We start from the raw sequence: 17,685 nt of genomic DNA on the forward strand, positions 1-17,685 counted from the left end.
CGGCGCGGGAACGCGCCCGCTTCAGTAGACGATTTCCAGCATCGGCGGCGGTGCCTCGCCGAGCAGCCGGGCGAGCACGTCGAGGGCGTGGGCCAGCCGCCCCAGGTCGCTCTCGGCGCCCAGGCTGAGACGCACGCGCTGCGGCGCCGGCGTCTGCGCGACCAGAAACGGCTGCGCGGTGGTGATCGCCACGCCCTCCTGACGCGCCTGCTGCTTGAGCTCCTCGGCGCGCCACGGCGACGGCAGCGCGATCCAGGCGTGCAGGCTGCTGGGTCGCGCATCGATGGCGTGGCCGGCCAGACGGCGAGCGGTCAGCGATTGGCGCTCGGCGAGCAGTTGGCGCTGTTCATGCGCCAGCGTATCGATCATGCCGTTGGCGAGCCAGTAGTCGGCCAGCTCGAACACCAGCGGTGTCGCCATCCAGCTGGTGGCGCGCAGGCGCGGCAGGGTGTGGTGCATCTGCCCGCGGGGCACGCTGAGATAGCCGGCGCGCAGCCCGGGCACGGTGGCCTTGGTCAGGCTGGTGACGTGGAAGCTCTGCAGCGGCAGGCGCGCGGTGAGCGGGGTCAGCCCGGGCGGTTCGAGCAGGGCGTGGACGTCGTCCTCGATCAGCCACACGCCGTGGCGCTCGAGCACCCGGGCGACGGCATCGCGCCGCGCGTTCTCCATGGTCGCACCGGTGGGGTTGAGCTGGGTCGGGGTGAGGCACACCGCCGGCGGGCGGTGGCGCACGATGGCCGCTTCCAGCGCCTCGGGCAGCACGCCCTGATGGTCGATGGCGACCCCGCGCAGCTGGAAGCCAAGCGTGCGCGCCAGCGAGATCAGACCGTGGTCGGTGAGCGACTCGGTGAGCACTATGTCGCCGTGCTGGACCACGGTGGCGATCGCCAGCATCAGGCCGTGGGCGGCACCGTTGCAGAGCAGCCGCTCCTCCACCTCGCCGGGCACCCCCAGGCGCTCGCGCAGCCAGGCGTCGGCACGCTCGCGCTGATGGATCAGGCCGGCGATCGGGCGGCAGGCGCCGATTACGTCGGCGTGGGCGGTACGCGCAAGCTCTGCCAGGGCTTCACGAAAGCGCAAATGGTGGGACGGCAGACACACCGGATGGGCGATCGAGAGATCGATCAGGCTGTCGTCGGCGAGGGTGGCCGGCGCGCGCAGGAACTCGTTTTCGGTATCGCCCTCGGTATCGCGAATCCAGGTACCGCTGCCGACCCGGGCCTGCACCAGGCCACTCTTCTCCGCCTGCTCGTAGGCCCGGGATACGGTCTGCACGCTGACCCCGAGAGTCTCTGCCAGCTCGCGGTGGGTGGGCAGTCGGGTACCCGGCGAAATGGCGCCGTGGCGCAGCGCCTCGGCCAGGGCACGGGCGATCGCCAGATACTTCGGCCCCTGGGTCGATAGATAGGGTGTGAGGTCGATTGTCATGATGCAATAAAGCCTTTGACGCCAGGACGCGCGACGATGCTACTATCGCCCTTGATGCATTGACCGCTAATTGTCCTGATTTTTGCGAGAATCGATCATGACAATTTCACATCCGGTCGGCAAGCGGTAGGACAGGCCGGTGCTAGGCGCGCTGGCAGCCTGCGTCCTGATAATTCGGTCCCGTTAGTCGAGTGGCTCCATGTTCCAGGTTTCCCTGCCTTTTTCGCGTGAAGAGTACGCCAGCCGTTTGCACAAGGTGCGCGTGTCGATGGCCAACCGTGGCCTCGATGTGCTGATCGTCAGCGACCCCTCCAACATGGCCTGGCTGACCGGCTACGACGGCTGGTCGTTCTATGTCCATCAGTGCGTGCTGGTGGGGCTGGAAGGCGAGCCGGTGTGGTACGGCCGGCGTCAGGATGCCAACGGTGCCTGGCGCACCTGCTGGATGCACGAGGAGCGGGTACGCTACTACCCGGATTACTACGTGCAGAACCCGGACATGCATCCGATGGAGTATCTGGCCCAGTCGGTACTGCCGGAGTATGGCTGGCATACCGGCAGCATCGGCCTGGAGATGGACAACTACTACTTCTCGGCGCGGGCCTACACCAGCCTGGTCAAGGAGCTGCCCCACGCCCAGTTGAGCGATGCCACGGCGCTGGTCAACTGGTGCCGCGCGATCAAGTCGCCGCAGGAGATCGCCTACATGCGCGTGGCGGCGCGCATCGTCGAAGGCATGCACTCGCGCATCCTGGAGATGATCGAGCCGGGCCTGGCCAAGAGCAAGCTGGTCTCCGAGATCTACCGCGTCGGCACCGAGGGCTGGACCGACCCCAACGGCGTGGTGCATGGCGGCGACTATCCTGCCATCGTGCCGCTGCTGCCCACCGGCAGCGATGCCGCCGCGCCTCACCTGACCTGGGACGACACCCCGTTCCGCCGCGGTGAGGGGACGTTTTTCGAGATCGCCGGCTGCTACAAGCGCTACCACGCGCCGCTGTCGCGCACGGTCTTCCTGGGCACGCCGCCCAAGGAGTTTCTGCGCGGCGAGTCGGCGCTGCTCGAAGGCATCGAGAACGGCCTCGCCGTGGCCAAGCCCGGCAATCGCTGTGCCGACATCGCGCTGGCCCTGGGTGCGGCGATGGACAAGTACGGCTTCGACCGCGGCGGCGCACGCTGTGGCTATCCCATCGGGATCAGCTATCCGCCGGACTGGGGCGAGCGCACCATGAGCCTGCGCCCCTCGGACGAGACGATTCTCGAGCCGGGGATGACGTTCCACTTCATGCCGGGCATGTGGATGGACGACTGGGGCCTGGAGATCACCGAGAGTATCCTGATCACCGAGCACGGCGCCGAGCCGCTGTGCGAGTTTCCCCGGCAGCTGTTCGTCAAATAGACGCGCCAGCCGTTCGCCGACCCGCTCTGCGGCGGTAGCCGTGCGTCAATCAGGGCCGCTGTCGATGCGGCCCGAGATTCCGTAAGGAATGTCGTTTTTCGATGCTGCGTCCAGTGGTCGTCGCGCCGTGGCGCTGCATGAATATCATCCGCTTCAGCGAGGAGATTTCGCATGTCCGCATCCCAGCGTCCCAGTCCGATCAGCGCCAGCGTCGACTTCGACGTCCAGGGCGTGCAGCACGGTTTTCTCAAGCTGCCAATCTCGGTGGACGAGTCCGCCTGGGGTGCGGTGATGATCCCGATCACCGTGGTCGCCAACGGCGAAGGGCCGACGGCGCTGCTCACCGGCGGCAACCACGGCGACGAGTACGAAGGCATCACCGCACTGATGAAACTTTCCAATAGCCTCAAGGCGGGTGATGTGCGCGGGCGGGTGATCATCGTGCCGATGATGAACGTGCCGGCGGCTGAAGCCGGCAAGCGCACCTCGCCGCTGGACGGTGGCAACCTCAACCGCAGCTTTCCCGGCGACCCGGATGGCAGCGTGACCAGCCAGATCGCCGACTACTTTACCCGCGTGCTGGTGCCGATGTGCGACGTCGCCCTCGACCTGCACTCCGGTGGCCGCACCCTGGATATCGTGCCCTTCGCCGCCGCCCATCGCCTCGACGATCTGGAGCAGGAGCGCGCCAGCCTGGGCGGTGCGGTAGCCTTCGGCGCGCCCTACGCGATGATGATGTTCGAGCTCGATGCCACCCGGCTCTACGACACTGCGGTGGAGTCCCAGGGCAAGACCTTCGTCACCACCGAGCTCGGCGGTGGCGGCACCTCGACCCCGGCCAGCCTGGCCATCAGCGAGCGCGGCGTGCGCAACTTCCTGATCCACTACGGCCTGATCGACGGTGAGCTGGAGAGCGCCGACGAGCCGATGATCTACGTCGATATGCCCGATGCCAGCTGCTATGTGCAGAGCGAGCACGCCGGGCTGCTGGAGCTTACGGTGTCGCTGGGAGAGATGGTCAAGCAGGGCGACGTGCTGGCGCGAATCTATGACATGACCCGCACCGGTACCGACCCGGTCGAGTACCGCGCCCAGCGCGATGGCGTGCTGATCGCCCGGCGCTTCCCGGCCAAGGTCGGCATGGGCGACACCATCGCGGTGGTCGCGGAAGTGGTGCAGTCGTTGGAGAGAGATTCGTTCTCGACCCCGAAGCCGGTCGGCGCTTTATCGACCCCGAAGCCGGTCGAATGAGACTCGACCGCTACGATCTCAAGATCCTGGCGATCCTGAGCCGCGACGGGCGTATCACCAAATCGCGCCTGGCGGAGGCGATCAACCTCTCCGTCAGCCCCTGCTGGGAGCGGGTCAAGCGGCTCGAGAAGGCGGGCGTCATTCGTGGCTACAGCGCGCGGATCGACACCGAGGTGCTGGTCAAGCTGACCCCGGTGTGGGTCCAGGTCGAACTCAAGCAGCACAATGCCGAGAGCTTCGCGCGCTTCGAGCGCCTGGTCGCAGAGAGCGACGCCGTGGCCGAGTGCTTCGCCATCGGCGGCGGCATGGATTACCTGGTCAAGATCGAGCTGGAGAGCATCGACGCCTACCAGCGGCTGATCGACGCCTGGCTGGTGTCGGATCTCGGCATCGAGCGCTACTTCACCTATATCGTCACCAAGACGGTCAAGCGCCACGGGCCGCCGGCACTGCCCGACCCCGAGGGCTGAGGGGAAGGCGTCCTGAGTTTGAATGCCAGCTCCGCCCCTTCTCACCTGTTTGCCAGGTGTGTCGTTCTCATCAGAAAAACCCGGCATATGCCGGGTTTTCTGCGTCTGGGCGTTAGTAAGAGCATCCGGTTCGACAGCGGCGCGGGTACCGTCTAGCCGCTCGGGCGATCCGACGTGAGCCGGGCGTGGGAGGTATTCTCTTCTTGGGCTCGGGGCTGCTCTGTTTGAATCGGCTCGGGGCCGAGCAGCAGCACCGCCACGGCGGCGATCGCGGCCCCCAGGGCCATGACGATCGCCACCGCCTGCAGGTCGAGATCGAGGGTGAACAGCACGCCGACCACGATGGGTGAGAGCGCCGCACCGCCGCGGCCGATGCCGATCGCGAAGCCGGTGCCGGAGGCGCGCTGGGCGGTGGGGAAGCGCTGGGCGAAGAGCGCGTAGAGGCCGACCACACCGGCGTTGGTACAGAAACCGGTCACCGCGACCAGCAGCGAGATGCCGGCCAGCGAGTCGGCACCGTGGCCGAACAGGGTCACCATGATCACCGACAGGCAGAGCGCGGCGATGGTGAGGCGATGGATCGGCAGATGGCGCCCGAGCAGCCCCAGCAAGGCACCGCCCAGGGCGCCGCCGATATTGGCCCAGACCAGTACGCCGGCGGCGTTGGCGGGGTCGAACCCCATGCCGACGACGATCTCCGGCACCCACTTGAGGATGAAGTAGAAAGTGGCGATGTGCATGAAGTAGGCCAGCGTCAGCAGCAGGGTGACCCGGATCAGCGTGGGGCCGAACAGCGCCAGCGGCGAGTCGCCGTCGCTGCGGGCTGGCGGTGCCGGTAGCCGTGCCACTGTGGCGTGGCCGAGACGGCGCAGTTCGCGGTTGATCCTTTCGAGCGCCCCGACGGGGCGGCGCTGGCACAAGTAGGGCACGGTCTCGCGCAGCAGCCAGGCGGTGAGCGGGATCATCAGCACCGTCACCAGGGCGCCGAAGTAGAACACCGCGCGCCAGTCGAACAGCCGCAGTAGCTGAGCGGCGATGGTGCCGCCGACGATGGCACCCAGCGGATAGCCGATCGCCATCAGCGAGACGCACAGATTGCGGCTCTTGCGGTTGGCGTATTCGGCGGCGGTGGCGTTGATCGAGGCGAGCATGCCGCCGATGCCGACCCCAGTGAGCACGCGCCAGGCACCCAGCTCAGCCACGCTGTCGGCGCGCGCGGCCATCAGCATGCCCAGCGCCATCAGCAGCAGGCAGCCGAGGTTGACCGGACGCCGGCCGAAACGATCGGTCACCCCGCCGAGCAGGATCGAGCCCAGGGCCATGCCGATCAGTTCCATGGCCAGCACCACGCCGAGCTCGGCGCGGTTGATCCCCCACTCGGCGACGATACCCGGTGCGGCGAAGCTGATCGCCAGCACGTCGAAGCCATCCAGCGCATTGAGTGCGACCGTGGTCGCCACGGCCAGCACCTGGGCGCGCCCCATCGGGGCCTCGTCGAGCAGCTTGCGCGGATCGATGTCAGCGGCGGTGTCCAGTGTCATGCCCTTTCCCTCCTGGGGGTGAAACGACGTGCGTCAGTCACGGATACCCTGACGGCTGGTGTCGATCACCACGCGGCCGTGGCCGGCGATGCGCGAGACACAGGTACACAGCTTGTCGTCGGCGGCGTGCTGGCGGGCGCTGAAGTAGACGTCGCGGTGGTCGATGCTGCCTTCGTGGCTGACCACGTCGACCGCACACAGGCCGCACTCGCCGCGCTGGCAGTCGTAGAGCGCCTCGATGTCGTGATCGAGCAGCGACTCCAGCAGTGAGCGGTGCGGGGGTACCTCGAAGCTGATCCCCAGATTGCGCACGCTGACCTCGAAGGTCTCCTCCGGGCGCTCGCCACCGTTGGCGAAGGTCTCGTAGCGCAGCGCCCAGGGTGGCCGCGCCTCGGCTTCCCACAGCGCGCGGACATGCCTGCGCAGGCCCGCCGGGCCACACAGATAGGCCTCTCCGGCCGGGTCGAGGGCGGCCACCGCGCGGGCGATCGCCGGTGCCGCGCTGGCCGAATCCGAGTACACCTCCAGCGCCGCGCCCAGTTCAGAGAGCGCCGTGGCGAAGTGATCGCGGGCACTGTCCCGGGAGACATAGATCAGACGCAGGCGCTTGCCGGCGCGCTGGAGTGCCAGCGCCATGCCGTAGAGCGGGGTGATACCGATACCGCCGGCGATCAGCAGGTACTCGGGGTTGGCGAACGACAGCGGGAAGTGGTTGGCCGGTGCCGCGATGGTCAGCGGATCGCCGGGGGCGAGCTGCCACAGGTGCTCGCTGCCACCGCGGCTATGGACCAGGCGCTTGACCGCGAAGCGGTAGACGCCGGCCTCGCCGGCCTCCTCGAGCAGCGAGTAGTGGCGGGTCTGGGGGTGGCCGCTGACGTCGAGCTGCAGCGGCAGATGGCTCCCCGGGGTATAGGCTGCGGTCGCGCCGCTGTCGGGGCGCACCTCGAACAGGCGCACGTCGCTACCCAGATCGTGGCTGCGCGCAAGGGTGGCCGACTCCCAGCGGGGCGGGGTGTGGACCGAAGGCAGGCTGCGAGGGTTCATGGGTCTCTCCTGGCCGCACGCGGCGGGGTCAAGGTTGACGGATCAGCGCACCGCCGCTGACGGCATCCAGCCCGGCGGGATGGGCGAGCGCGCTGTCCAGATTGCGCTGGGCGATGCGCGCGTGCTCGCGGGCGATCTGCTCGGCCCGCGCGCCCTCACCGGAGGCGAGGGCGTCGACCAGGCAGCGGTGCTGATCGTTGGCGATGAACAGGATGCGGTGGGCGGAGGCGGAGTGGGCGTAGCTCATGACGAAGGCATTGGGCGAGGCGAAGGGCAGATTGCCGATGCGCTCCAGCGCCTCGCTCAGCGCCATGCTCTCGGCGAGGGCGAGCAGATGCTGGTGGAACTCGCCGTTGAGCGTGACGTAGTGATTCAGCGCCTCTTCGTCGAGCTGCGCGCGGGAGACAATGGTGTCGATGCGCTCGACCAGCCGGTGCAGCGGCTCGAGGCGTGACGCCGGGTGGCGCGCCTCCGCCGCCTGGCGCGCAGCGAGCCCTTCGAGCGTGCCGCGAATCTCGATCGTCTGCTTGAGGTAGTCGGGCGAGAAGCCGCGCACCGCATAGCCGCCGCGCTCGGCGGTCTCGACCAGCCCCTCGTGTTCGAGGCGCACCAGGGCCTCGCGCAGCGGCGTGCGCGACACCGCCAGACGGGTCGCCAGGGTCGGTTCCCACAGGCGCTCGCCGGCGCTCAGGGTGCCGTCGAGAATCCAGTTGCGCAGGGTCAACAGCGCTTTCAGCGATTGGCGCATGGTGATCGCGTCCTCAGGCCTGGCGCGCGAAGACGCTGGGCGTCGACGCCTGCTCACCGGCAGGCGGCGTCTCCTCGGCGGCGATCAGGCGGTCGATGATGCGTCGTGCCCACATCGCGCCGGCGTCGATGTTGAGGTTGTAGAACGGCGGGCGGTCGTACTTCGAGACCGCAATCTGCTGCGCCTGGAGTACCGCCTTGTCCTGGTCGTAGACCCCCTGGCCGTCGTTGACATGGGCGTAGTGCAGGTACTCGGTCCAGTTGGGGTCGTCGATATGGTGATCGCGGACGAAATTCCAGAAGTAGTGGCAGCTGGTGGCGGTCTCCGGCGTCAGCGCCGCCAGGAAGTAGCCGGTCACGCCGTGGGAGCGGTCGCCCTGGGGCGCGCCGGTGCCGGCTTCGGCTACGCCGACATCGCCGACGATGGTCGAGGGCGCCTCGAAGTGGATGTTGTGCCAGCGATCCACCGGCACGTCGCGCCCCAGCTGGCGGGCCCAGAAGGGTGGGGCATCGCCGTCGAGCATCCAGCGCTGGACGGTGACACTGCGCTCGTCGTGGGTGACGTCGAAGGGGGCGCGGGTGATCGAGTCGTGGCCGATGCTGCCGGCGTGGACGAAGGTCTCGTGGGTGAGGTCGAGCAGGTTGTCGATCACCAGCCGGTATTCGCACTGCAGGCTGTAGAAGGTCCCGCCGCGGCCGGCCAGAGCGGGGTCGGCGTTCCAGTGGAAGTCGGGGATGGTGGCGGTGTCGGCCCGGGCCGGGTGGCCCATCCACACCCACACCAGGGCGTGGCGCTCGGCCACCGGGAAGCTGCGCACGCAGGCGGCGGGGTTGATCGTCTCCTGCGACGGCATATGGGTGCAGCGGCCATGGGGGTCGAAGGCCAGGCCGTGATAGCCGCACACCACGCTGTCGCCATCCAGGCGGCCCAGCGACAGCGGCAGCAGGCGGTGCCAGCAAGCATCCTGCAGCGCGGCGATCTCGCCGTCGCTTCTGCGATAGAGCACCAGATCGGTTTCGCAGAGGGTGCGCGGCGTGAGCCGGTGCTGTATCTCATGGCCCCAGGCGGCGGCGTACCAGGCGTTCAACGGATAGCCACGGTTGGACATGGGTCATCTCCTCTCGGGTTCACGCCGTGGCGTCGGTCGGCGTCTCGCGCGGCGGTCAGGGCGCGGGTGGCCGGTCCGGAAATCGGAGGTGAATGGCACGGCGTGTATACATGCTTACGCCTGAGTTCTCTTTTTGGCGACGATTTTGTGCGTTTTTTAGCCAAAAGATGTAGATGTCAGGGGTTCGTGTATACAGTCGGAATCCCCGTCGTGGCGCACGCTCATCGCACCGAAAAAACCGCAAGTTACCGCGGCGCTTTCGAAAAAAAGCGCAAGTGGCAGCGCGGCGGGACAAAAAGTTTCTGCGCGCCCTAGCCCCTATGCTGGGGGCACTCGGCAGCGCCAGAGGGAAGCACTTCTCTCTGACGCCGCCTGACCGTTACGCCCTCAGCGCCGCAGGAGGCGACAGCATGAAACTCAACGACCCGCGTCTTTTCCGTCAGTACGCCTATGTCGACGGCAAGTGGACCCATGGCAGCGAGGGTCGCGAGGAGGCGGTGGTCGACCCCGCCACCGGCGAGACCCTGGGCCACTGTGCACTGCTGGAAGCCGCCCAGATCACCGCCACCGTGACCGCCGCCGAGGAGGCGTTCGCCGCCTGGCGGGCGCTCAACGTCAATGTGCGCGCCGAGAAGCTCAACGCCTGGTACCGCCTGCTGCACGAGCACAAGGAGGATCTCGCCTATCTGATGACCCGCGAGCAGGGCAAGCCGCTCAAGGATGCCCGCGGTGAGGTCGACTATGGCGCCAGCTTCATCCAGTGGTTCGCCGAGGAGGCCAAGCGCGCCTACGGCATGACCATCCCCAGCCATATCCCCGATGCGGCCCTGGGTACGATCAAGGAGCCGGTGGGCGTGTCGGCGATGTTCACGCCGTGGAACTTCCCGCTGGCGATGATCACGCGCAAGGCGGGGGCGGCGCTGGCCGCGGGCTGCCCGGTGATCGTCAAGCCGGCCAACGAGACCCCGTACTCGGCGCTGGCGCTGGCCGAACTCGCCGAGCGCGCGGGCATCCCGGCCGGGGTGTTCAACGTGGTCACCGGCGACCCGGCGACGGTCTCCGAGGTGCTGTGCAGCGACAACCGCATCCGCAATATCTCGTTCACCGGCTCGACCCGGGTGGGCAAGCTGCTGATGCGCCAGAGTTCGTCGAGCGTCAAGCGCATGTCGCTGGAGCTGGGCGGCAACGCGCCCTTCATCGTCTGCGACGACATGGACCCGGACGCCGCAGCCAAAGAAGCCGTGGCCGCCAAGTTCCAGACCGCCGGGCAGGATTGCCTGGCCGCCAACCGCATCTTCGTCCAGCGCGGCATCTACGACGCCTTCATCGAGCGCTTCGTCGCGCACATGGAAGCGCTCAGCGTGGGCAACGGGCTCGATGAGTGCGATATCGGCCCGTTGATCCACCGCCGTGCGGTGGAGATGGCCGAGGGTATCGTCGAGGATGGGGTACGCCGCGGCGCGCGCAAGCTCGGCGGCGAGCGCTCGGCGCCGGGGGCCAACTTCTTCGTCCCCACGCTGCTCGCCGACATCACCCCCGAGATGCGCGTATTCCGCGAGGAGACCTTCTCGCCGGTGGCGGGTATCGGCGTGTTCGACAGCGACGACGAAGTGATCCGGCTGGCCAACGACACCGAGTACGGCCTCGCCGCCTATGTCTACACCCATGACGTGCGACGCATCTGGAAGCTGATGCGCGGGCTGGAGTACGGCATGGTCAGCGTCAACAGCGTCAAGATGACCGGCGCGCCGATCCCCTTCGGCGGCATCAAGCAGTCCGGCCTTGGCCGCGAGGGCGGCGCCCAGGGGCTCGAGGAGTATCTCGACACCAAGTATTACTGTCTGGGTAATATGCCCTCGGCCAGTTCTTCTTGAGCCAACGTTGAATCGCTGACGGCGCTTCGCCGGCTCGCCGGCGCCCGAGCGCTGTCGCGCCGTATCATCAGCGTCGCATAGCTTTTTGAGCGTCGCATGGCTTTATTAACGCGGGTATCACACAAGGGTCACGGTGACCGCTGCGCCCGCCGGGAACCACCATCAAACACCATCGACAGTTGCGGTGGTGGTTCCGCTTTCAGTAAGGAAAACGTCATGACCGATACGCGTAGCCTGATCGACAACGATCGCCGCCACGTCTTTCACGCCTCCACCCATCTGCGCGACTACGCCCATGGCGATGCGCCGGGGCGTATCATCACCGGTGGCCAGGGGATTTCCATCGTCGACCGCGACGGGCGTGAGATGATCGACGCCTTTGCCGGGCTCTACTGCGTCAACATCGGCTACGGGCGCAGCGAGATCGCCGAGGCCATCTACGCCCAGGCCAAGGAACTCGCCTACTACCACACCTATGTCGGCCACTCCAACGAGCCGCTGATCGCGCTCTCCGAGCGTATCGCCAAGCTCGCCGGTCACGGCTTGAACAAGGTCTACTACGGGCTCTCCGGCAGCGACGCCAACGAGACCCAGATCAAGCTGGTGCGCTACTACCACAATGTCACCGGCCGGCCGCAGAAGAAGAAGATCATCTCGCGCCAGCGCGGCTATCACGGTTCCAGCATCGCCGCTGGTTCGCTCACCGGGCTGCCCGCCTTCCATCAGCATTTCGACCTGCCGATCGACGGCGTGCTGCATACCGAGGCCCCGTACTACTACAGAAGGCCCCGGGGCGAGATGAGCGAACGCGAGTTCTCCGCCTACTGCGCCGAGCAGCTGGAGGCGCTGATCCAGCGCGAGGGCCCGGAGACCGTGGGCGCCTTCATCGGCGAGCCGGTACTCGGCACCGGCGGCATCATCCCGCCGCCGGAGGGCTACTGGGACGCAATTCAGGCGGTGCTCAAGCGCCACGACATCCTGCTGATTGCTGACGAAGTCGTCAGCGGTTTCGGGCGGTTGGGCAGCGATTTCGGCTTCCAGCACTACGGCATCCAGCCGGATCTGGTGACCATCGCCAAGGGGCTGACCAGCGCCTATCAGCCGCTCTCCGGGGTGATCGTCGGCGAACGCGTGTGGAAAGCGCTGGAGGACGGCACCGGTGAGTACGGCCCGATCGGCCACGGCTGGACCTACTCCGGGCACCCGCTGGGCGCGGCGGCGGCGATGGCCAATCTGGACATCATCGAGCGCGAGAATCTGGTCGGTAACGCCGCCGAGACCGGCGCCTACTTCAACGCCCAGCTGGCCAAGACCTTCGGTGAGCACCCGCTGGTGGGCGACGTGCGCGGCCAGGGGCTGATGGCGGCACTCGAGTTCGCGCCGAAGAAGGGCGCCTATACCCCCTTCGACCCGACGCTCAAGGTCGGCCCGCGGGTCGCGGCGGCGGCGCTCGAGGAGAACCTGATCGCCCGTGCCATGCCCAACGGCGACATTCTTGGCTTCGCCCCGCCGCTGGTGATCGATCGCGGCCAGGTCGACGAGGTGATCGCCCGTGCCAAGCGTGCCATCGACAAGGTGACCGACGAGCTGACGCGTAGCGGCGATCTGCAGGGGTGAACTAAATAGCCGAACCCAAGCGCTGAGCCGAAGGGGGGAGCTTAAGAGAGAAACCCCGGCGTCGCGGTGGCACACCGCGTCGCGCATTGATACCGACACGCGCCTGCGGCAGGGTGAAGAGATTCAGCCTGCCGCCTTTCCGTTCCGGCGTCCTGCCCTTTCGATTCGGGAGCCTGTATGTCCGACCCCGTCACCCTGCACGATATCTACCTGGCCCGCCAGCGACTCGCCGGGCAGGCGGCGCGCACGCCGCTGATCCTCTCCCAGAGCCTCTCGATACGCTTCGACGCCGAGGTCTATCTCAAGCTCGAGACGCTACAGCCGAGCGGCGCGTTCAAGCTGCGCGGCGCGCTCAACAAGATCGCCTCGCTGGCGCCGGATCAGCTCGAGCGCGGCGTCACCACGGCCTCCACCGGCAATCACGGCCGCGCGGTGGCGTGGGCGGCCAAACGCCTCGGCGCCCGCGCGGTGGTCTGTCTCTCCGAGCTGGTGCCGGCCAACAAGGTCGCCGCCATCGAAGCGCTGGGGGCTGAGGCACGGGTGATCGGGCGCTCCCAGGACGACGCCTTCGTCGAGGCGCGGCGTCTGGTCGCCGACGACGGCATGACGCTGATCGAACCCTTCGATGACCCGCTGATCGCGGCCGGCCAGGGCACCATCGGGCTCGAACTGATGGAAGACCTGCCGGCGCTCGACCGCGTGCTGATCGGGCTCTCCGGCGGCGGGCTGCTCGGCGGTATCGGGCGCGCCGTCAAAGGCATCAACCCCCAGGTCCAGGTGACCGGGGTGAGCATGCAGAAGGGCGCGGCGATGATCGACAGTCTGGCGGCGGGCGAGCCGGTGGAGGTCGAGGAACAGGCCTCGCTGGCCGATTCGCTCGGCGGCGGGATCGGGCTCGACAACCGCTGTACCTTCGCCCTGGTGCGCGAGGTGATGGACGATCACTACCGGGTGTCGGAGCCGGCGATTGCTCGGGCCATGCTGCACTTCTTCGAGCAGGAGAAAATGCTGGTCGAGGGGGCCGCGGTGGTGGGGCTCGCGGCCATCGAGGAGCACGCCCTCGACATCCGCGGCCAGAAGGTGGCGCTGATCGTCTCGGGCAACGGCGTGGACGCGGAGACGCTGATGCGGGCGAAGGCCCTGCTCGACTATCCGCCGCGCTGATACGAATTCACGTGAATGGACGCAGGAGACACCCCGATGGAGCTCTACAACCGACAGCAGATTCAGGATGTCGTCACGCTGGATCACGCCGCCCTGGAGGCGGTCGAGGCCGGTTTCCGTGCGCTGGGCGAAGGTAACGTCGTCCAGCCGCCGATCCTGTCGATGGCAATTGCGGAATCCAATGGCGAGGTCGACGTCAAGACCGCGCATATTCAGGGCAATGCGCGCTTCGCGATCAAGGTCAGCCCCGGCTTCTTCGACAATCCCAAGCTGGGGCTGCCGAGTCTCAACGGGCTGATGATCGTGTTCTCGGCCAAGACCGGTCTGGTCGAGGCGGTACTGTTCGATGAGGGCTACCTCACCGACATTCGTACCGCGCTGGCCGGCGCCATCGCCGCCAAGCATCTCTCGCGGCGTGACAGCCGGCGCGTCACCGTCCTCGGCGCCGGCGTGCAGGCGGAGCTGCAGGTCGCCGCGCTCAGGCTGGTGCGCGACATCGATACGCTCGACGTCTGGGCGCGGGATGCCGAGAAGGCCGGCGCCTATGCGGTGCGCATGCGCGAGCGCTATGGTCTTGCGGTCGAGGTTCATGAGGAGATCGGGGCGGCCTGTACCCATGCCGATATCATCGTCACCACCACGCCATCACGCGAGCCTTTGCTGTCAGGGGCGCATCTGCCCGATGGCGTGCATGTCACGGCGATGGGCTCGGACAGCCCCGAAAAGCGCGAGCTCGACTCCTCGGTGATGGAGCGCGCCGACGTCTTCGTCGCCGATACCCGGGCCCAGAGCGAGCACAATGGCGAGCTCAAGGTCTATGCCGGGCATCGCCCGCCGTTCACGGTTCACGAGCTGGGCCAGGTGATCGCCGGTGGCCAGTCGCCGCGCCGGGAGGCGAGCGCCATCACCGTCTGCGACCTCACCGGCACCGGGGTGCAGGACACCGCCATCGCCGGCTTTGCGCTGTCGCGGCTGACGTCGTGAGCCGGGCGGGTGCGGTGGTGGTGCGCCGTGCCACCCCAGCCGACGCCGGGGCGATCGCGACCATCCACGTCGACGCCTGGCGACATAACTACCGCGGCTTGATCGCCGAGACCACGCTGGCGGGCTTGGATGTCGCCGCGCGTGCCGCGGCCTGGCGCTCGCAGCTCGACGCGGGGACGGTGGTCTTTGTCGGTACGCATGCGGACATCCGAACAGACACCCAGGCAGACACTCGGGCAGGTGAGCTGCTTGGCTGGGTGAGTGTTGGCCCTTTTCGTCAGAGCGAGAGTGCGCGGCCCGAGGTGCGCTCACTCACCCCCGGCTGGGCCGAACTCTACAGCTTCTACGTTGCCCCACGGGCTCAGCGCCAGGGCGTCGGCCACGCCCTGTGGCAGGCGGCGCTGGAGTGGTGCCTCGATCAGGGCTACCGCGACCTGGGGCTGTGGGTCCTCGCCGACAATGTGCCGGCGATTCGCTTCTACCAGCGCTGCGGCCTGCGCGATCTGGGGCTCGATCAGGATTTCACCATCGACGCACAGCCGCTGGTGGAGAAACTGATGGCACGAACGCTGGCCAGCCCGGTCTGAGCGCGATCACGTCGTCGCCCGAGCGGAGGGGGAGACCGCTGCGCGCTTGCACTTTGGTGGCGGGTCCACGACGGCCCGAGTCGTGGCGTGGCATGCTGGCACCAGGTGTCGACAGGAGGAAAAGGCGATGGTCAGCAATATCCTGATGCCGCGGATTCTGGAAGTGGGTGGCGGCGCGCTCGAGCGTCTCGCCGGGGTGCTCGCCGCACTCGGCGTGCAGCGGCCGCTGGTAGTCACCGATCCGATGATGGTCGAACTCGGTTACGTGGCGCGACTTCACGCCTTGCTTGAGGCCGCCGGGCTCGACTACCGCGTGTTCGCGGACACCGTGCCGGAGCCCACCCTGGCCTCGATCCTCGACGGTGTGGCGCTGATGCGCGAGGGCACCGCACAGGGCGCGTTCGATGGCGTGATCGCGCTGGGCGGCGGCAGCCCCATCGACTCGGCCAAGGCGATCGGCGTACTGGGTCACTTCGGCGGTGAGATCCGCGACTATCAGTTTCCGCGCGCGGCGTCGCAGCTCGGCCTGCCGCTGGTCGCCATCCCCACCACCGCCGGCACCGGCTCGGAGATGACGCGTTTCACCATCATCACCGACGAGGTCGCCGGCGAAAAGATGCTCTGCCCGGGCATCGGCTTCATGCCGGCGGCCGCGATCGTCGACTTCGAGCTGACGCTCTCGGTGCCGCCGCGGGTCACCGCCGACACCGGCATCGACGCGCTCACCCACGCCATCGAGGCCTACGTCAGCCGCAAGGCCAACCCCTTCTCGGATCACAACGCGCTGGCCGCGATGCGCCTGATCGGCCCCCATCTGCGCCGGGTCTATCACCAGGGCGACGATCGCGCGGCGCGCGAGGCGATGATGCTGGGCTCGAGCCTGGCTGGCCTGGCCTTCTCCAGCGCCTCGGTGGCACTGGTACACGGCATGAGCCGGCCGCTGGGTGCTGCGTTTCACGTGCCCCACGGCATGTCCAACGCCATGCTGCTGCCGGCGGTCACGACCTTCTCGCTGGCCGCCGCGCCGGCACGTTACGCCACCTGCGCCCGCGCCATCGGCGTGGCCACCGACAGCGACGATGACGCCCGCGCCGGCGAGCGGCTGCTCGCCGAGCTGGTCGCCCTCAATCAGGAGCTGGCGGTGCCCACGCCGCGGGACTACGGCATCGACCCCGCGCGCTTCGAGGCGCTGCTCGACACCATGGCCGAGCAGGCCCTGGCCTCCGGCTCGCCCGGCAACAACCCGCGGGTGCCGAACCACGCGGAGCTGATCGAACTCTACCGTTCGCTCTGGTAGCCAGCGCGGCAACGGCGGCCGCGCTATTTCAGGTGGTCTCGCAGCGCTCGGCGGCGGGCGGCGCCAGCGCGCTGGCGCGCAGGACAATGCACAGCGACAGCACGCCGAGCAGGGCAAAGGCGTAGTGCAGCGTGATCACACTGGCGGCAAAGCCGATCAGCGGTGGTCCCAGCAGCATGCCGCCGTAGCCCAGGGTGGCGACGCTGGCGATGGCGGCGCCGGGGGGCAGCTCGGGGTCGTTGGCCGCGCGTGAGAACGCCAGCGGCATCACCAGGGCATAGCCGATCCCCATCAGGAAGAAGCCGACCAGGACGAGATGCAGCTCGCCGCAGAGCACCGCCAGAGCCACGCCCAGGGTGGCCGAGAGGCCGGCAAGACGCGTCGCCGTGGTAGTACCGAGACGCAGGATCAGCCCCGCGCCGATCAGCCGTGTGAACACCATGGCGGTGGAGAAGATGGCGTAGCCCAGGGTGCTCTGGGCCGCGCTGGCCGCGGTGGCATCGAGCAGGAAGAGTGCGCTCCAGTCCGCCACCGCGCCTTCGCCGAGGGAGGCGCACAGGGCGACCACGCCGACCCACAGCAGCGCCCCGTGCGGCAGCGGCAGCCGCCGGGGCTTCACCGCGGGCGGTTGGCGGCGCTCGCCGGGCCAGGGTACGGCGGCGACCACTGCGGTGACTACGTAGATCAGCCCGCCCGCCAGGAGAAAGTGCCACAGCAGCGGGAGCGCCAGATGCGTCGCCAGGTAACCGAGCGCCGCGCCCGCGCCGGCGCCCAGGCTCCATAGGGCATGGAAGGAGGCCATCACCGGTTTGCCGAGGGCGCGCTCGGCCTCGCCGGCCCAGCCGTTCATGGTCACGTCCATGGCGCCCTGAGCGCCCCCGAACAGCACCAGCGCCAGGGCGAGAGACCACACCGTGGGCGCCGCGGCGACCAGGCCCAGCGTCAGGACGCAGGCGATGGCCAGGGCACGGGTGGTGCGCGCCGCGCCGAAATGATCGGCCGCGCGCCCGGCCAGCGGAAACGAGATCAGCGCGCCGACGCCCAGGCCCAGCAGCAGCAGGCCGAGCCCGGCATCATCGAGACCGTGCAGCTCGGTGACGCGCGGAATGCGTGACGCCCAGGTGCCGAACAGGCCGCCATTGAGAAAGAACATGGCGGCAACGGCGCTCCAGG

15 protein-coding genes are annotated in these 17,685 nt (G+C 68.1%); 9 read left to right on the forward strand and 6 right to left on the reverse strand.

The genetic code is table 11. The features are described 5' to 3' along the window. Window positions 1-21: 21 nt before the first annotated feature. Window positions 22-1,428, reverse strand: coding sequence for a MocR-like ectoine utilization transcription factor EhuR (gene ehuR / locus QO259_RS02875; RefSeq protein WP_285951712.1), 1,407 nt, complete (start codon window positions 1,426-1,428; stop codon window positions 22-24). Between the two features lie 199 nt (window positions 1,429-1,627). Between ehuR and doeA the strand changes: the two genes are divergently transcribed. From doeA to QO259_RS02890, 3 genes are all read left to right on the forward strand, one after another. Further along, window positions 1,628-2,827, forward strand: a complete 1,200-nt coding sequence (gene doeA / locus QO259_RS02880; protein WP_035470808.1) for an ectoine hydrolase DoeA — start codon at window positions 1,628-1,630, stop codon at window positions 2,825-2,827. A 171-nt stretch (window positions 2,828-2,998) separates the two neighbouring features. Further along, window positions 2,999-4,078, forward strand: coding sequence for a N(2)-acetyl-L-2,4-diaminobutanoate deacetylase DoeB (doeB, locus tag QO259_RS02885; RefSeq protein WP_285951713.1), 1,080 nt, complete (start codon window positions 2,999-3,001; stop codon window positions 4,076-4,078). After that, window positions 4,075-4,548, forward strand: a complete 474-nt coding sequence (locus tag QO259_RS02890; protein ID WP_285951714.1) for an Lrp/AsnC family transcriptional regulator — start codon at window positions 4,075-4,077, stop codon at window positions 4,546-4,548. The genes doeB and QO259_RS02890 overlap by 4 nt, the downstream gene beginning before the upstream one ends. A 152-nt stretch (window positions 4,549-4,700) precedes the next feature. Here QO259_RS02890 and QO259_RS02895 read toward each other — a convergent pair whose 3' ends face one another. The 4 genes from QO259_RS02895 to QO259_RS02910 are packed head-to-tail and all read right to left on the reverse strand — an operon-like array spanning window position 4,701 to window position 8,989. Then, entirely contained in the window at window positions 4,701-6,089 is a 1,389-nt protein-coding gene (locus QO259_RS02895) for an MFS transporter (RefSeq protein ID WP_285951715.1), read from the reverse strand. A 33-nt stretch (window positions 6,090-6,122) separates the two neighbouring features. Next, window positions 6,123-7,133 (reverse strand): PDR/VanB family oxidoreductase, encoded by a 1,011-nt coding sequence (locus tag QO259_RS02900; RefSeq protein ID WP_285951716.1) that lies wholly within the window; start codon window positions 7,131-7,133, stop codon window positions 6,123-6,125. A gap of 28 nt (window positions 7,134-7,161) precedes the next feature. Continuing rightward, complete coding sequence (locus QO259_RS02905) at window positions 7,162-7,881, reverse strand: GntR family transcriptional regulator (RefSeq protein WP_285951717.1); 720 nt, start codon at window positions 7,879-7,881, stop codon at window positions 7,162-7,164. 13 nt (window positions 7,882-7,894) lie between these two features. Continuing rightward, window positions 7,895-8,989, reverse strand: coding sequence for an aromatic ring-hydroxylating dioxygenase subunit alpha (locus tag QO259_RS02910; protein WP_285951718.1), 1,095 nt, complete (start codon window positions 8,987-8,989; stop codon window positions 7,895-7,897). Window positions 8,990-9,399: 410 nt separating this feature from the next. On the opposite strand from QO259_RS02910, the gene QO259_RS02915 reads away from it, so the two are divergent. The 6 genes from QO259_RS02915 (at window position 9,400) to QO259_RS02940 (ending at window position 16,512) form a co-directional block, all read left to right on the forward strand. Further along, on the forward strand, window positions 9,400-10,863 hold the full coding sequence (locus QO259_RS02915; RefSeq protein ID WP_285951719.1) for an NAD-dependent succinate-semialdehyde dehydrogenase: 1,464 nt from the start codon (window positions 9,400-9,402) through the stop codon (window positions 10,861-10,863). Window positions 10,864-11,079: 216 nt separating this feature from the next. Next, window positions 11,080-12,480 (forward strand): aminotransferase, encoded by a 1,401-nt coding sequence (locus QO259_RS02920; protein WP_285951720.1) that lies wholly within the window; start codon window positions 11,080-11,082, stop codon window positions 12,478-12,480. 177 nt (window positions 12,481-12,657) lie between these two features. Next, window positions 12,658-13,644, forward strand: a complete 987-nt coding sequence (gene eutB / locus QO259_RS02925; protein WP_285951721.1) for a hydroxyectoine utilization dehydratase EutB — start codon at window positions 12,658-12,660, stop codon at window positions 13,642-13,644. Between the two features lie 36 nt (window positions 13,645-13,680). Next, window positions 13,681-14,628, forward strand: coding sequence for a cyclodeaminase (locus QO259_RS02930; RefSeq protein WP_285951722.1), 948 nt, complete (start codon window positions 13,681-13,683; stop codon window positions 14,626-14,628). Beyond that, window positions 14,625-15,215 (forward strand): GNAT family N-acetyltransferase, encoded by a 591-nt coding sequence (locus QO259_RS02935; RefSeq protein WP_285951723.1) that lies wholly within the window; start codon window positions 14,625-14,627, stop codon window positions 15,213-15,215. The genes QO259_RS02930 and QO259_RS02935 overlap by 4 nt, the downstream gene beginning before the upstream one ends. A 127-nt stretch (window positions 15,216-15,342) precedes the next feature. Further along, window positions 15,343-16,512: an iron-containing alcohol dehydrogenase gene (locus tag QO259_RS02940; RefSeq protein ID WP_285951724.1), complete on the forward strand. Its 1,170-nt coding sequence runs from the start codon at window positions 15,343-15,345 to the stop codon at window positions 16,510-16,512. Between the two features lie 28 nt (window positions 16,513-16,540). Here the strand turns inward: QO259_RS02940 and QO259_RS02945 are convergent, their stop codons facing one another. After that, window positions 16,541-17,665, reverse strand: coding sequence for an MFS transporter (locus QO259_RS02945; RefSeq protein WP_285951725.1), 1,125 nt, complete (start codon window positions 17,663-17,665; stop codon window positions 16,541-16,543). Between the last annotated feature and the right edge of the window lie 20 nt (window positions 17,666-17,685).

This window comes from Salinicola sp. JS01, from assembly GCF_030284585.1.
Lineage (GTDB): Bacteria > Pseudomonadota > Gammaproteobacteria > Pseudomonadales > Halomonadaceae > Salinicola.

Excerpts from the sequence above, each read along its gene's own strand:
- ehuR (WP_285951712.1), bottom strand. The coding sequence starts at position 1,428 with ATGACAATCGACCTCACACCCTATCTATCGACCCAGGGGCCGAAGTAT.
- doeA (WP_035470808.1), top strand. The coding sequence starts at position 1,628 with ATGTTCCAGGTTTCCCTGCCTTTTTCGCGTGAAGAGTACGCCAGCCGT.
- doeB (WP_285951713.1), top strand. The coding sequence starts at position 2,999 with ATGTCCGCATCCCAGCGTCCCAGTCCGATCAGCGCCAGCGTCGACTTC.
- QO259_RS02890 (WP_285951714.1), top strand. The coding sequence starts at position 4,075 with ATGAGACTCGACCGCTACGATCTCAAGATCCTGGCGATCCTGAGCCGC.
- QO259_RS02895 (WP_285951715.1), bottom strand. The coding sequence starts at position 6,089 with ATGACACTGGACACCGCCGCTGACATCGATCCGCGCAAGCTGCTCGAC.
- QO259_RS02900 (WP_285951716.1), bottom strand. The coding sequence starts at position 7,133 with ATGAACCCTCGCAGCCTGCCTTCGGTCCACACCCCGCCCCGCTGGGAG.
- QO259_RS02905 (WP_285951717.1), bottom strand. The coding sequence starts at position 7,881 with ATGCGCCAATCGCTGAAAGCGCTGTTGACCCTGCGCAACTGGATTCTC.
- QO259_RS02910 (WP_285951718.1), bottom strand. The coding sequence starts at position 8,989 with ATGTCCAACCGTGGCTATCCGTTGAACGCCTGGTACGCCGCCGCCTGG.
- QO259_RS02915 (WP_285951719.1), top strand. The coding sequence starts at position 9,400 with ATGAAACTCAACGACCCGCGTCTTTTCCGTCAGTACGCCTATGTCGAC.
- QO259_RS02920 (WP_285951720.1), top strand. The coding sequence starts at position 11,080 with ATGACCGATACGCGTAGCCTGATCGACAACGATCGCCGCCACGTCTTT.
- eutB (WP_285951721.1), top strand. The coding sequence starts at position 12,658 with ATGTCCGACCCCGTCACCCTGCACGATATCTACCTGGCCCGCCAGCGA.
- QO259_RS02930 (WP_285951722.1), top strand. The coding sequence starts at position 13,681 with ATGGAGCTCTACAACCGACAGCAGATTCAGGATGTCGTCACGCTGGAT.
- QO259_RS02940 (WP_285951724.1), top strand. The coding sequence starts at position 15,343 with ATGGTCAGCAATATCCTGATGCCGCGGATTCTGGAAGTGGGTGGCGGC.
- QO259_RS02945 (WP_285951725.1), bottom strand. The coding sequence starts at position 17,665 with ATGTTCTTTCTCAATGGCGGCCTGTTCGGCACCTGGGCGTCACGCATT.